At 64.7% G+C, this 14,394-nt stretch carries 10 protein-coding genes and 1 pseudogene; 4 read left to right on the forward strand and 7 right to left on the reverse strand.

The window, feature by feature from the left end:
* The first annotated feature begins 291 nt into the window (after positions 1-291).
* Complete coding sequence (locus GFD30_RS06670) at positions 292-2,352, forward strand: ATP-dependent nuclease (RefSeq protein ID WP_194201871.1); 2,061 nt, start codon at positions 292-294, stop codon at positions 2,350-2,352.
* Positions 2,328-4,079 (forward strand): UvrD-helicase domain-containing protein, encoded by a 1,752-nt coding sequence (locus GFD30_RS06675; protein ID WP_153024404.1) that lies wholly within the window; start codon positions 2,328-2,330, stop codon positions 4,077-4,079. The genes GFD30_RS06670 and GFD30_RS06675 overlap by 25 nt, the downstream gene beginning before the upstream one ends.
* A 250-nt stretch (positions 4,080-4,329) precedes the next feature.
* Here the strand turns inward: GFD30_RS06675 and GFD30_RS06680 are convergent, their stop codons facing one another.
* Together GFD30_RS06680 and GFD30_RS06685 are read right to left on the reverse strand one after the other, a co-directional pair.
* Positions 4,330-4,812, reverse strand: coding sequence for a type II toxin-antitoxin system VapC family toxin (locus GFD30_RS06680; protein ID WP_153024405.1), 483 nt, complete (start codon positions 4,810-4,812; stop codon positions 4,330-4,332).
* A complete protein-coding gene (locus tag GFD30_RS06685) occupies positions 4,799-5,533 on the reverse strand; it encodes a hypothetical protein (RefSeq protein ID WP_153024406.1) in 735 nt (244 codons plus the stop codon). Before GFD30_RS06685 ends, GFD30_RS06680 begins: the two co-directional genes overlap by 14 nt.
* A 624-nt stretch (positions 5,534-6,157) precedes the next feature.
* Between GFD30_RS06685 and GFD30_RS06690 the strand changes: the two genes are divergently transcribed.
* Positions 6,158-6,526 carry a DUF4267 domain-containing protein gene (locus tag GFD30_RS06690; protein ID WP_153024407.1) on the forward strand — a complete coding sequence of 123 codons (369 nt, stop codon included), beginning with the start codon at positions 6,158-6,160 and terminating at the stop codon, positions 6,524-6,526.
* A gap of 32 nt (positions 6,527-6,558) precedes the next feature.
* On the opposite strand, the gene GFD30_RS06695 is transcribed toward GFD30_RS06690, so the two are convergent.
* The 4 genes from GFD30_RS06695 to GFD30_RS06710 form a co-directional block, all read right to left on the reverse strand.
* Positions 6,559-7,458, reverse strand: coding sequence for an alpha/beta fold hydrolase (locus tag GFD30_RS06695; protein ID WP_153024408.1), 900 nt, complete (start codon positions 7,456-7,458; stop codon positions 6,559-6,561).
* Between the two features lie 110 nt (positions 7,459-7,568).
* The gene (locus GFD30_RS06700; RefSeq protein ID WP_153024409.1) at positions 7,569-9,323 is read right to left on the reverse strand and encodes an ABC transporter ATP-binding protein; all 1,755 of its coding nucleotides are present in this window, start codon (positions 9,321-9,323) and stop codon (positions 7,569-7,571) included.
* Positions 9,320-11,002 (reverse strand): ABC transporter transmembrane domain-containing protein, encoded by a 1,683-nt coding sequence (locus GFD30_RS06705; protein ID WP_153024410.1) that lies wholly within the window; start codon positions 11,000-11,002, stop codon positions 9,320-9,322. The genes GFD30_RS06700 and GFD30_RS06705 overlap by 4 nt, the downstream gene beginning before the upstream one ends.
* A gap of 88 nt (positions 11,003-11,090) precedes the next feature.
* Positions 11,091-12,857, reverse strand: a complete 1,767-nt coding sequence (locus tag GFD30_RS06710) for a thioredoxin domain-containing protein (RefSeq protein ID WP_322633015.1) — start codon at positions 12,855-12,857, stop codon at positions 11,091-11,093.
* A gap of 143 nt (positions 12,858-13,000) precedes the next feature.
* Here GFD30_RS06710 and GFD30_RS28220 point away from each other — a divergent pair.
* Positions 13,001-13,627: pseudogene (locus GFD30_RS28220) on the forward strand (DUF998 domain-containing protein); the annotation flags it as partial.
* Between the two features lie 36 nt (positions 13,628-13,663).
* Here the strand turns inward: GFD30_RS28220 and GFD30_RS26745 are convergent.
* Positions 13,664-14,335 (reverse strand): aggregation-promoting factor C-terminal-like domain-containing protein, encoded by a 672-nt coding sequence (locus GFD30_RS26745; protein ID WP_227995896.1) that lies wholly within the window; start codon positions 14,333-14,335, stop codon positions 13,664-13,666.
* Positions 14,336-14,394: the final 59 nt, after the last annotated feature.

Consider the following 14,394-nt stretch of genomic DNA (forward strand, 5'->3'; position numbering starts at 1 on the left):
GCCGTCTATTGCCAAGATTGGTCGCTATCGAGTGAAGTCATTGGCGCGGATGGGGCAAGACGAAGTCTATGTTGCGAGGTATAGCACCTGGTTTGAAAAATACCTCTGATGGTCTTCAGGCGGAAGAACACAATTTGGCAGGAAAACACAGCATTCAGCTGGTAGCCAATTTTCAACCTAATGGTTAGTTGGATGTCGACCTTTAGTCTCAAGCCAATCGTGATCGCCGCCAGCATCCTGTCCGTGGTGTAGGCTTCCTCCATTCATCCTCGCGGAGACGGAGGCAAGCTGTTGCGGGTAACCACAGTCAAGGTCAAAAATTTTCGCCTGCTTCTCGACACAGACCTAGTTCTGTGTGATTCCGCAACTCTACTAGTGGGTAGGAACAACACCGGCAAGACTTCGCTCGCAGAGCTTATCGAGCGGTTTTTGAACCCAAGCGAGTCCCGGTTTCGGATCGCCGACTTCTCCGAGGATTCTTATTCAAAATTCCTTGATGCATACCAACATTTCCAAGCTGGAGACATTGATCTTGCTTATGCAGCTCTTCCGTCTATTTCGATGGAAATGACAATCAAATACGATCCCGAACTATACGAATACGGCCCACTTGCTCCGCTAATCCTGAACTTTGAATCCGACAGCGACGAGGCTCTGGTTAAGTTTGAGTATGCGATCCTGAACGGCAAACTGGGAGACTTGTTTGCAAGTGTCCCAGCGTCATCGGATCAGGAAAGTATCACTGATATTGCCGGTTTGCTGAAACATGTAATGGATCGAATCAAAGTTGCATATCGAAGAAAGATCACGGCAGTAGACCCCTTGGATGAAGCTAACACCAGGAAGCTCACGATAGAGCAAGTCCGCGAGTTGATCACGTTCGACTTCCTCAAGGCGCAGCGAGGCCTCGATGATGACAAAGAAAAACCAAAAGATCTGATCGCGCGCATTTTTGAATCGCTGTTCGCAGCCGCTGCTAAATCTGACGATGAGTCTGCTCATCGCCAAGTAATGGAAGGTCTAACTACTTCTGTCAAACGAATCGAGGCGGAGCTCGAAGTCCACGTTAAGAAGATGGTGGACAGTCTTGTTCCCACATTGAAGAAGCTAGGCTATCCTGGCCTTGGAAACCAGGAGCTCTCTACCCAAACTCGACTCAATGTCGAAAGGATTCTGACCAACTATACCAGTGTGCATTATAAGGGCTCTACCGGAGTTTCGTTGCCAGAAAGTTACAGTGGGCTTGGCTCCCGAAGCTTGGTGTACATTCTTCTGGCATTGCTTGGATTTTATCGAGAGTTCACCTGCCGTGGAAACTTGCCCGGCATCCATCTAGTGTTCATTGAAGAGCCTGAAGTTCACTTGCATCCACAAATGCAAGAGGTTTTCATAGACCAGATAACAAACTTGAAGGCACTCTTTGCGGAGCTGGACAAGGAGTCGATTCCTTGGGCAGTCCAGTTCCTCGTCTCAACCCATTCTTCACACATTGCAAATAAGTCTTCATTTGAGAACGTACGCTACTTTAGAGTGCGTATGGATGAAAAAGTCAACATCCGGTCACATGCTGAGATTCTGGATGTTAGCAAAGCACCTAATCTTGACGAGGAATTTCTGCACCAGTACCTTACGCTTACGAGAGCCGACTTGTTCTTCGCTGATAAGGCGATCTTGGTGGAAGGAACTAGCGAGCGCCTTCTCATTCCGAAAATGATAGCTGCTCTCGATGAAGAGGAGGGGACGGATCTCTCAAGTCAATACATCACGCTAATGGAAGTCGGCGGTGCATACGCAAATCTCTTCTTTCCTCTCCTGGATTTCATCGGACTTCCAAGTCTGGTGATAACGGACATCGACGCTGTTCGGAAATCGGAGGGGGACACAAAATTCAGAAAATGCCGCGTTCACCAGGGTGAAAAGACTAGCAATACGACCATTAAAACCTGGTTCGGCAAGAAAGATGCCTCGATTTCGAGCATCCAAGCACTTGCTGAAACTGGCGAAATTGTTCAAGGGATTCGTTATCTCGCGTATCAAACACCGGAGCTTGATAGATCGGAGTGTGGAAGAACCTTTGAGGACGCCTTTATTCTAGCCAACCGCGCTAGGTTCGAGCTCGATGCTGAGGCGACTCGTGAAGAACTAGAAGAGAGGGCATTCGAACTGGCCTCTGGGCGAAGCAAGAGTGAATTCGCGCTTTACTATGCAATTCACGATCAAGACTGGAATATACCGAGGTATATTCACCGAGGGCTAGTTTGGCTCAGCTCAATTTCTGTCAACCGTGATAGCAAGTCTGGTAGTGAAATCATGGAGGCGGGAAAGTTATGGACCGGAACACCTCTAACTTGACAGCCGAGCACCAGCTAACTTCAGCGCTAGATGATGTACTTGAAGCAGTCCGTAGCAAGAGAAGTTTCAAACTCGAAGCCGGGGCGGGCTCTGGAAAGACGCACGCCCTCATTATTGCACTCCAGGAGGTCTTGGACAATCGAAGCTCATACCTGGATCGCCGAGATCAGAAAATTGCATGCATAACTTATACTAATACGGCCAAAGATGAAATTGTAGAGAGGCTCGGCGAAAACGATTCCGTTTTTGTTGATACCCTCCATGGGTTTCTTTGGGAACTTATCTCTCCGTATCAAAAAGTTCTGTCAAGGCTGGTCCTTGCAATGGAAAAATGGCAGAGCTTGATAGAACCTGGAACTACCTCCGACAAGATTCAAGTTAAGTACTCGTTGGGAATTAGGCGGCTGACTGACGATGTCGCCTACCTGCATCATGACGACATTCCTTTGCTTGCGAAGGAGATGTTTAAAATTAAGAGATTTCGCGCGTTGACTACTGATCGCTATCCGATCATTTTTATTGATGAGTACCAGGATACACCCAAAGGACTTATTGAAACCATGCTTACTAGCATGGCTGATGACCTCCGCAAACCTGTATTTGGATTTTTCGGAGATGACTGGCAGCAAATCTATGATAATACCTGTGGTACTGTCAGTGACCCCATGCTGCTCAATATCAGTAATCAAGCAAACTTTCGGTCGTCGCGATCAGTCGTAGCGTTTCTCAATCGCCTCAGGCCAGAGTTGCCGCAGTTTCCATCTTCTGAGGCAACTGAAGGATCTGTACTTGCATTCCATACAAATGGATGGAACGGCGAGAGGCTAAAAGGCCAGTGGAAAGGGCAAGTCCCTCATGACGTGAGTAGAGCGGCTCTACGGTTGGTGTTGGAAGAGCTAAGCGAATGTTGGGGTTCAGGCAGTCTCGCCGACACGAAGGTTTTGATGCTAACCCACACTGGTATCGCGAATGAACTTGGATATGGTTCCCTGCCATCCATTTTCAAGTACAATGATTCATTTGCGAAGAAGGAGAATGATGTAGTCGCGTTCCTAGTTGATGTGCTGGAACCTGCGCTAGCCGCGTACCGTTCGCGACAGTATGGAAAGCTTTTCGATATCATCGGAGGAACGAAGCCTTTGATCTCGAATAAGAACGAGAGAACCGCATGGTCCAGCCTTTTGGCGCATCTGGATGACTTGCGTAGCACGGGATCTGTCGGCGACATAATTGATATCCTCCTGACGCAGCGACTATTTTCAACCCCGGATGCTCTCGTCAGGTTGCAACGAGGCCTAACGGAACTTCTGGATTCTTCTGGCGATCAAGAAGCCCAGGAGTGGCCTCGAAGAATCCTCGAGTATCAGCAGTTCCGAGACGTCGACTACTCTGAAGTCGTCGCGCTTTCGAACTTCATCTCGAGTAGTACAGTTTTTTCAACCCAACATAACGTAAAGGGAGATGAATTTTCCAATGTTGTAGTTGTGGTGGGGCGCGGGTGGAGTAAGTATGATTTCGCGGATATGTTGCTTTCGTACTCGAACGGGCCCGGTTCAAAATCTGTAGTGAAACCTAGTTTTGTACGCTCTCGGAACCTGTTCTATGTGGCAAGTTCTCGTGCTAGGGTCAACTTGGCTTTCCTTTTTGCTCAGGAGCTGTCGAATGAAGTGGTAGATTTGCTCTCGGCATGGATTGGTGAAAAACGAGTTAGATCAGTCAATTTCTGAGCCACAGTTTGCAAGCGGTTAGGGCTGCTGCTTGCAAACTCGACTGCATCATACTGTGCGCGATCTCTATGGCGGGCGTCTGTGCGCTTGCACAGGAGTGATCATTTCGATAGCCCCAGGCAATTAATCAGCGTAGGTTGCACGGAAAGCTTTGCCTGGCCGGTGCCATTCAACCGGATGTCGATCATGACATTATGCAGGTCGTGCGTAATCATTCGAAGCACGAGTCCTCAAGGCACATTGCTCGTGGCTACAGGCCGTCAAGTTGGTCCTGGATGATCAGCGGCGGAAGTCCGGCGGGCAGGTAGGGCTCGGCGATCTGCACACCTTCGTACTTCCCGATGGACAGCAATTGCCGGTCGCTGGTCAAGAACACGTCGCTGTGCGCGTACGCTGCGGAAGCGATTTGACCGGCGTCGAAGTTCTTGAGCTGAGGGTATTTCGACAGCAGATCTCGGCCGATGCGACCAACGGCCAAGTTGAACTCGACCGGGATGCAGTATGGACGCGTGATCAGGCTCAAGGCTTCGCGGTCGCGGTCGTCGTCATAGGCGCCGCTGGGCCAACCGCGCACCTCGAGGAAGCAAAGAGTCGGCACGTGGATCTCAAGGCGGCCAGCCTCGGCGTGGCGCAGTAGTGACTCGACGATTAGATGGGGGCCGGCACCGTTGAGGAAGTTGATGTAGAGATTGGCGTCGAAGCACACCGTGTCGGGATTGTCAGGAAGCGTCACGCATCCGCCTCACGAGTTCGATGGGGTCCGCGCCACCAGTGAAATCGGGGTAGCGGCCGTGGTAGTAGTTGAGGCCGGGAAGCTCTTCGAGCTCAGGGAGCGGGGTCAACTCCCCCACCTTGATCTCGACCGGTAGGTCGAGCCAGTTCCTGGTAACCCGCCCGTGCGCCTCGACCCGGCGTCCAAGCGATTTTCTGATGCTGTCCACCAGTGTCTTGTCGAATCGCAGTTTCACCGGGGTGTCGCCCAAGTCCGTCCACAGGGTGGCGCTGAGCTTCTTGTGAAGGCTTGCAGTGCCCAACTGGCCGACGACCGATCCGATCGACACTTGCTTGACGTCGACTAGCGCTTCGAGGTGGTCGCGGACCCGGCCGGTGATAGCCGCTTCCTTGATCTTGACGCCGTCAACTATCCACGTGAACCGCGCTCCGCTGAAATCGTCGCTGATGAGACTCTTCGCCAAGGCGTACGCGTCTTCGACGAGCTTGCGTTCGCGCCAGGCCTTGGGTACCCCTTCGCGACGGTCGGCTTCGATGAGTCCATCGATCACTGCCTCGACCGAGCGCTCTGCCGAGCCGTCAGGCACTGCGTCGATGACGAGACTTCCGCTTTCGGCACCCTCGAACAGCCACTTCACGGGCCGTTCGTCCGAGGCCATCTCGACCCGGTGAACGAACCTAAGCATCTTGGCGGCTGCGTCCAACGAGCTGCGCGCGTCCATGCCGCCTTCAGGGCCAGGCAGGAAGATGCGCAGAGTACTTGGCATGCCACGATAATCCCACACTCGCGCCGCTTATGGCTCCCCCAAACAGTCATCACAGCGATGGTGATTCTGATGGTCTCTCTTGGCCTGAACATCGCCATGAAGGTGGATCAGTGAACTACACGAACGAGACGTTTGATGCTAGAGAGACTGATTCCATAACGATCGGCCAGTGTTCGTTGGCGGGTCCCCGTCCGGTATGCGACAACGATGGCTGTTCTGGTTTCTTCGGTTAGGCGGCGGTTCATCGCCCAAGGCGTACTGGTCTGGTTGGTGGTCCTGGGATCAGGATTATGGTTGAGTCGGGATGTCAGGTCAGGGAGTTCCTTTGTGTGCTGCTTAACCTGGGTTGACGTGTTCAAGTATGCCGTTGCAAGCTCCACCAGCACAGGGCCGGTTTCCCATCACGGGGAACCGGCCCTGAACGTTTTCGCGGCGGCGATTCACCGCATGGCCGGCCGCTGCTCCACCGGTGTCAGCGGCTCCGCCTCGCGCCGGTTTCGGCGCCCGCGGCGACCGGGCGTCCGGACCGTTGGCGCTGAATGCGGCGGGCCTGTCGGTCCCCGTGCGTAGGGTGTGGCTGTGGAACTCGTGGAGTTGGCGACCGCGCTGCTCGGCGCCGGGTACATGGGGATCGGGATCACCGGCGTGGTCTCGCCGGAGAAGGCCGCCGGCGGGTACGGGGTCGCGGTGGGGGATCCGGACGCGAAGGCGTGGGCCGGCGCGGCCGCCTGGCGGGACATCGTGATCGGGGCCGTGATGGTCGTGGCGGCGTTCTGGGTCGGCGGCGGCGCGGCCGCGGCGATCCTGTTCGCGGTGGCGCTGGTGCCCGTCGGCGACGTCGTGACCGTGCTGCGGCGCGGGGTGCGCGAGCCGCGGGTGTACCTGCCGCACGCCGCGGGGGCGGCGATCACGCTGGCCGTCGCGGTCTGGATGCTCGTCGCCGGCTGAGGGACTCGACCCGTCCCCGGTCCAGTGCCGCCCTATGCGGCGACGGGGAGGCGGCGGAGGTCTTCGACGGCCGTCGCGTACGGGAGGTCGCCGAGCTCCTCGCCGGAGAAGAAGCGCGTCATGAGGTCGACGAGCTGGGCCGGGCGCTCGAGGTGGATCAGGTGGTCGGCCCGGGCGATCTCGACGTACCAGCTTTCGGGGCAGGTGAACGCGAGCTCGCGGCAGAGCGCGGGCGGGGTGAGGGTGTCGTGCTCGCCGGTGGTGAACAGCATCGGCGCGGCGGGCGGGATCGACGGGTCGATGAGGTCGCGGGTCAGCAGCCGGTTCGTGTTGGCGATGAACTTGGCGAGGTCGCCCTCGTCGCAGGAGCCGAAGCGCATCGACATGATGCGGCGGACCACGGCCTTGCCGGCGATGTCGGGCTCGGGGCTCATGAGCGCCTCGATCGCGGCCGGGCCGAAGCGCTCGCGCGGGCCCGACTCGGCGAGTGCGACGGCCGCGCGCATCATCGGGCGCGACTCGCGCGGGATGCCGCCCATCGTGCCGGCCAGGACCATGCGGCCGATCCGGTCCGGGTGGGTCTGCGCGAGGCGGTAGCCCACCGAGGAGCCGTAGGAGCCCGCGAAGACGTTCGCGCGCTCGATGCCGAGGTCGTCGAGGAGGCGCACGAGCGCCTCGACCGGGACGTCCGGGCCGAGGTACGGCGGCAGCAGGTCCGCCTCGCCCCAGCCGGGCAGGTCCGGGCAGAGGACGTCGGCGGCGTCGAGCATGCCCTGCTCGACGCGGCCCCAGTCCTCCTTCCGGTGCATCGCCCCGCCGATGAGGACGACCGGGTCGAGGCGCGGGGCCTCGGCGCAGGTCAGGCGCGACCAGTACGTGTAGCCGGCCCAGCGGTGCTTGCGGACGTGCGGGGGGAAGGTCGTGCGCGGCATGGAGGCTCCCGTTCCAGATTCGCGGCTCGGGCGCCGCGGGTACGGGGGACCACCTTAATGTCGGAAATACGAATTACCGGTATTTTGTGGCGCGCCTAGGCGTATGTCCTTTAGGCGGCGACGCCCTTCCATGCGGTCCACAGCTTCGCGTACACGCCGCCGGAGGCGAGCAGGTCGGCGTGCGTGCCCTCTTCGGCGATGCGGCCGTCCTGGACGACCGCGATCCGGTCGGCCGACTCGGCGGCCTGGAGCTGGTGCGCGATCGCGATCACGGTGCGCCCGTGGAGGGCCGCCGCGAGGGACGCCTCGACGTTGCCGGCGCTGCCCGGGTCGATCCCCGCGGTGGCCTCGTCGAGGATCACGACGTCCGGGTCGGCGAGGATGACCCGCGCGAGCGCGAGCTGCTGTGCTTCGGCCAGGTTGAGCTCGTGGTGCTCCTCGCCGAGCATGGTGTCCAGGCCGTCCGGCAGGTCGGCGACCCAGCGGGCGTCGACGGTGGCGAGCGCGTCGAGGAGCGCCTCGTCGCCGGCGTCGGGGGCGGCGAGGTCGAGGTTCTCGCGCAGGCTCGCGGTGAACACGTAGTGCTCCTGGGTCACGAGGATGACCTTGCGGCGCAGGACTTCCAGTGGGACGTCGGCGACGGGCACGCCGCCGAGGGTCACCGAACCCGAACGCGGGCGGTCGATCCCGGCGACGAGGCGCGCGATCGTGGACTTGCCGGCGCCGGACGGGCCGACGACGACGAGGCGCTCGCCGCGCTCGGGGTGGAGGCTGAGCCGGTGCAGGACGTCGGGGCCGTCGCCGTACCCGAAGGTCACGTCGTCGAGGCGGACCTCGCCGCCCTCGGGCCGGGCGTCGCGGGTCTCGTCGGGCATGAGGTGGACGCCTTCGACGCGGGCCATGGCGGCGCCGCCCATCTGGAACTCGCTGAGCGCCATGGTGGTCCGGAAGACCGGGCCGTCGAGCCGGAGCGTCAGCATCGCGACCGCGACGACCTGCCCGACGGTGACCCATCCCTCGAGGTACCACAGGCTGCCGACCACGGTGACGAACACGGCCGGGAGCAGGAACGTCAGGTCCACGGACGGGAAGAACCAGGTCTGGAGGCGGATGATGCCGCGCAGGCGCTCCATGTGGGTCGCGGCGCGCGCGTACCCGGCGGCGCCGCGCTCCTCCTGCATCCGGTAGGCGGCGACCGTGGTGGCGCCGGCGGCCGAGGCGGTGAGGGTCTCGGCGATCTCGCTCATCGCGGCGCGCTCGCTCAGGAACACGGGGCTCGCCAGGCGCAGGTACCGGCGCGCGGTGAGGATCAGGGTCGGCACGCCGACGAGGAACAGGACGCCCAGGAGCGGGCTGACGACGAAGGCGGCGGCGATGAGCACGACCGCTTCGATCGAGGACACCGCGACTTCGGGGCCGGTCTTGCGCAGCAGCTCGGCGACGGCGCCGACGTCGCCGGAGGTGCGGGTGGCGAGGTCGCCGGTGCCGGCGCGCTCGACCGTGCCGAGCGGCAGCCGCAGGACCCGGTCGATGAACGACTCGCGCAGCCGCGCGGCGGCCCGCTCGCCGAGCCGGTAGCCGAGCTTGCGGCCGGTGCGCATGAGCACGAGCTGCACGAGGACGAGCGCGACGATGACGCCGCAGACGAGGTCGACGCGGGCGGCGGTCCAGCCGCCGCCGATGCCGTCGATCACGCGGCCGAGCATGACCGGGAGCGCGGCGCCCGCGCCCGCGGCGGCCGCGTAGAGGGCCACGACGCCGGCGAACGCGGCCTTGTCGTCGAGGACGAGGCGCTTGATCGCCGTGAACATGGCGGCGCGGTCGGCGACGGGCAGGCGGCCCGGGGCGGTCGTCAGGTCGCTCATCGGGACTCCTGTCGCGAGGTGAGGGCGCGGTACTCGTCGTGGCGGGAGAGTTCGGCGTGGGTGCCGGCGGCGCGGACCTTGCCGTCCCACATCCATACGACCGTGTCGGCGCGGGCGAGCCACAGCGGGGAGGCGGTCAGGACGGCGGTGGTGCGGCCCTGCCGGGCGGCGCGGACGCGCGAGGCGATGAGGTTCTCGGTGTGGGCGTCCACGGCGCTCGTGGGCTCGACGGCGAGGAGCACTTCGGCGTCGGCGGCGAGGGCCCGGGCGAGGCGCAGGCGCTGCCGCTGGCCGCCCGAGAGGTTCCGGCCGCCGTTGTGGACCTCGCCGTCGAGGTCGGAGCCGAGGCTGGAGTGGACGTCGCCGGCGCACGCGGTCTCGATCGCCGCGAGGGCCCGCTCCGGGTCGACGCGGAGGGTCTCGCCGAGGGTCTGGGCGAACAGGTAGTCGTCGCGCAGCAGGAGGATCCGCTCGCGGACCTCGTCGAGGGCGAGCGCGTCGAGGCGGGTGCCGCCCCATTCGGCGCCGGACTCGCGGTAGCGGGCGAGGCGCTCCATGGCGGCTTCGGCGGGTTTGCCCTCGGCGCTGACGACGACGGTGAGCCGGCCGGGTTCGATCGCGAGCGCGGACTCGGGGTCGCGGAGGGTCCCGTGCGCGCCGCGGCCGGTGCCGTGGTCGGCGATGTCGCTGCGGGTGCCGAAGAACGCGGTGAGGCGCCGGGCCGCGACCTGCGCGGCGATCACGGCCTGGGCCATGCCGATCATGGCGCCGGAGTGCTGGGCGACGAGCGCGGTCATGCCGAAGGAGGCGGAGAGCTCGCCGACGGTGATGGTCCCGGTGAGCGCCAGGCGGGCCGCGACCCAGGTGATGGCGGCCATGAGCGCGAGTGGGAGGCTGGTGCGCAGGCCCTGGACCCACGAGTCGGCGCGGGCCACGCCGTACCCGGCTTCGCGCAGGTCCCTGGAGGCGGCGCGGTAGCGGCGGGAGAACTGGTCCTCGCCGCCGACGCCGCGCAGGACGCGCAGGCCCCCGACGACGTCGGACGCCTGCCCGGTGAGGGTGGCGACGGAGGACCGGTAGGCGATCTGGTGGTGCTGGAGTCGGCCGAGGACGGGGCCGACGACGAAGCCGATGAACAGGACGCCGCCGAGGATCACCGCCCCGAGCGCGGGGGCGATGTTCCAGAGCATCCCGGTGCCGACGCCGAGCATGACCACGCCCATCCAGCCGAAGCCGAGCTGGAAGATGAACGACCCCGTCTTGTGGGCGTCCTCAGTGGACAGGTTGACCATCTCGCCGGGGGAGATCGCGCCGCGCACGCCCGTCCCGGCGCGGTTGAGGTGGTCGGTGAGGTTCCGGACGGTGCGCACGCGCGCGTGCGACTCGGCCATGAACAGCGCCCGGTACCCGGCGATGAAGACCCACGACGACGCGAACGCGACCGCGAGGAGCACGAGGGTCCAGCGCAGCAGGGGCTCGGCGCTCCCGGCGGAGATCACCTCGTCGATCACCTTCGCGATCGCCCACGGCAGCAGCACCCACGCCGTGCCCGAGACGCTCAGGCCGACGAAGCCGAGCGCGACCAGGCCCGTCTGGGCCCGCGCGACGTAGAGCAGGTACCGCCACGGGTCGGCGGGGATGTCGGTCGAGGACAGCCTCGGGGGGCGCAGCGGGTTCACAACTCTCAAACGTAAGGGCGCGCCTTGCCGGGCGGCAAGGCCATTTGCGGTGGGGGCCGGTGTGATCCCCAGCCCATCTCGACCGCGGCTACCGCTGGACCCTGACCAGGGCCTCCGCCGCCGCGTGGAGGCCCGCGGTGAACCGCGGGTTCTGCGACATCACCGGCTCGGCGCGGGCGATCGCCCGCCACGCGTCGTCCTTGTACGTCTCGTCGCCGGTCACCTGGTACGCCTCCAGCAGCGCGGCCGCCGCCAGCGCCCAGCCCGACGCGGTCGGCCCGTCGTGGACGTCCGCCGGCCGGGTGACGAGCTCCTCGGCGTCGGCGGCCGTGTCGTAGAAGCCGCCGAGGCCGTCCCCGAAGTGGCGGCGGACCTGCTCGAGCAGCGCCTGCGCCCGGCCGGTCCAGTCGCCGCCCAGGCGCAGGAACCCGAGCGCGACCGCCGCGTAGTCCTCCAGGATGCCCGGCGCCTCCGACGCCGTCCCGCCGAGCGAGGCCCGCGCCAGCCGCCCGTCCGCGCCGATGTGCGCGTCCGCGAGGAACGCCGCGGCCCGCTCGGCCGCCAGGAGCGAGTCCCGGTGCCCGGTCCGGGACGAGTACTCGGCGAGCGCCGCGATCGCGAGCCCGTTCCAGGCCGCCACGACCTTGTCGTCGCGACCCGGCTGCGGGCGCTTGCGGCGCGCCTCCAGGAGCCGGTGCCTCACCGCCGCGAACCGGGCCCCGTCGTCGGGGTCGCGCGGCAGCTCGAGCACGTTCGCGCCATGCTCGAAGTTCGGGTTCTCCGGGTCGATTCCGAACGCCTCCGCGGCCCAGGCCGCGTCCTCGCCGAGAACGGCCTCCAGCTCCGCGAACGTCCACACGTACGTCTTGCCTTCGACGCCCTCGGTGTCGGCGTCGAACGCCGCCGCGAACGCGCCCTCGGGGGTCGTGAACCGCTCCAGCAGGAACGCCGCGGTCTCGTCGGCGACCCGCGCGAACAGCTCGCCCTCGCCCGCCAGGCGCGCGTACAGCCACAGCAGCTCGGCGTTGTCGTACAGCATCTTCTCGAAGTGCGGCACCGTCCACGACGCGTCGACGCTGTAGCGCGCGAACCCGCCTTCGAGCTGGTCGTAGATCCCGCCGCGCGCCATCCGCTCCGCCGACAGCCGCACGTGGCCCAGCAGCCGCTCGTCGCCGGTGCGCACGTACGCGTCGCACAGGAACCGCAGCGAGGGCACACCCGGGAACTTCGGCGCCGACCCGAACCCGCCGTTCACGGTGTCGGCCGACGCGAGGATCGTCTCGGCGGCCCGGTCGAGCATCGCCTCCCGGACCGGCGGCGCCGGCGGGCACGGCCCGTCCAGCGGGCACGCCACCGTCACGTCCGCGAACGCCGGCCCGCCCTTCGCGGACGCCTCGACGATCGCCGCACCCTGGTGCCGCAGCTCCTCGCGCTGGTCGGTCCACGCGGTGTGCACCGCGTCGAGCAGCCGCAGGAAGTGCGGCTTCGGGAAGTACGTGCCCGCGAAGAACGGCGTCCCGTCCGGGAACGCGAACACCGTCATCGGCCAGCCGCCCTGCCCGGTGATCGCCATCGTCGCCTGCATGTACACCGCGTCCAGGTCCGGGCGCTCCTCCCGGTCGACCTTGACCGGCACGAACCGGTCGTTGATCGCGGCCGCCACGGTCCGGTCCTCGAACGACTCGTGCGCCATCACATGGCACCAGTGGCACGTCGAGTACCCGATCGAGATGAGCAGCGGGACGTCCCGCGCGGCGGCGTCCGCGAGGGCCGCCGGCCCCCACTGGCGCCACGCCACCGGGTTCCCGGCGTGCTGGCGAAGGTACGGGGACAGCGCTCCGGCCAACTCGTTCACCCCCCAAGCCTCGCACACCCCGCGGCCCGGGGAGGAGGGTCCGCGGTAGGGCTGGCGGTACCGCCCCCCGGGTGCTGGCGGGGGGAGCGATTCGGGTGTCCGCGTCACTGATTCCGCGGCCCGAAATCGCGAGGCTTTACTACATGGTTTCTTTTGCCCCCGCAGCGAACCGGACCGCCGCAGCATCGGTCCCCAATGGATTCATCGGCGTCGGGAACGCGTCCCTCGCGGCCGGCCTCGCCGCCATGGTCGTCCTCCACGCCACCTCGGGACTCAACCCGCTCTACAAGGTCATCAGCATCCACCTCTACACCCCGCTCGGCTGGCTCCTGCCGGTCGCGCTCGGCCTGTTCGCGCTCGGCGCCTCCGCGTTCGCGCTCCAGGCCCGCACCGTCGGGGCCCCGCGCTGGCTGTCGTGGTCGCTGTTCGCCTGGGCCGCGTTCATCGCCGTCGTCGCCATCGTCCCCTCCGACCGCGACGGCGTCACGGAGTTCTCCACCCCGCACCTGATCCACCGCTACGCCGCGTTCGTCGCCTTCTGCATCATGGCCGGCCTCGGCATCGCCTTCGGCCGCTGGCTGCACCGCCGCGAACCCGACCGGGCCCGCCGCGCGAACACCGTCGTCGCCTGCGCCTGGTTCTCGGTCGCGGCCCTCTCGTTCACATCGGCGCCGTACGTCCTCGAATGGTTCGGCATGGGCCGCCCGCAGTGGCTCGAGATGGCCGGCCTGCTCCAGCGGCTCACCATCGCCTCCGGCATCGTCGCCCTGCTCGTCATCGGCGGCTACCTCAAGACCCGCGCCTCGTCAGTAGAAGCCCTCGGCCTCGGAGTACGCCCAGGCGTCGCACGGGGTCCCGTACTTGCCCTCGATGTAGCCCAGGCCCCACAGGATCTGGGTGACCGGGTTGGTGCGCCAGTCGTCCCCTTCGCCGGACATCTTGGAACCGGGGTAGGCCTGGGGGATGCCGTAGGCGCCGATCGAGTTCTCGGCCAGCTCGTTCCAGCCGGACTCCTTGCTCCAGAGCAGCTCCAGGCACGCGAACTGCTCCAGGTCGAAGCCCCGCTCGAGCGTGAGCGCGCAGCCGGTGGCGCGGTTCCCGGAGAACTCGCCGCAGTCGGACGGGACGTCCACTGAGGTCGGGTTGGTGTCCATCGCGGCCTCTTCGGCGGCCTGGTCGGCGTCCGCTTGGGCGTCGTCCAGGCCCTGCGCCTTGTCCGCCGCGTACTCGGCCACGGCCTCGGCCTTCACGGTCACGTCGGCACCCGCGGTCGCCGCGATGTAGTCCAGGTGGTGCGAGCGGGCCTCCTCGTACGCCTCCTGCGCGTCGGCGAGCTGCTCGGCGGCGAGGGTGCCCGGATGGTCCGCGTCCTCGTCGGCCGGCCGGTCCGAGGCGGCCATGACGGCGATGACGGCGCCGAGCGCGAGCACGAGGACCGCGGCGATCCGGGCCGCGTGGCGGGTCAGCTTCGGGATCAAGGGGACTCCTGGGGGGAGGAAGCAGGGGGAGTGACGGAACGGGGCGGGCGCTCGAGCGC

The organism is Glycomyces albidus, assembly GCF_009451885.1.
Classification (GTDB): domain Bacteria; phylum Actinomycetota; class Actinomycetes; order Mycobacteriales; family Micromonosporaceae; genus Glycomyces; species Glycomyces albidus.

What these genes read in the sequence shown, in the direction of transcription:
- GFD30_RS06675 (WP_153024404.1), top strand. Translation starts at nt 2,328, where the DNA reads ATGGACCGGAACACCTCTAACTTGACAGCCGAGCACCAGCTAACTTCA.
- GFD30_RS06685 (WP_153024406.1), bottom strand. Translation starts at nt 5,533, where the DNA reads ATGGACGCGCGCAGCTCGTTGGACGCAGCCGCCAAGATGCTTAGGTTC.
- GFD30_RS06695 (WP_153024408.1), bottom strand. Translation starts at nt 7,458, where the DNA reads ATGCCGCGCACGACCTTCCCCCCGCACGTCCGCAAGCACCGCTGGGCC.
- GFD30_RS06700 (WP_153024409.1), bottom strand. Translation starts at nt 9,323, where the DNA reads ATGAGCGACCTGACGACCGCCCCGGGCCGCCTGCCCGTCGCCGACCGC.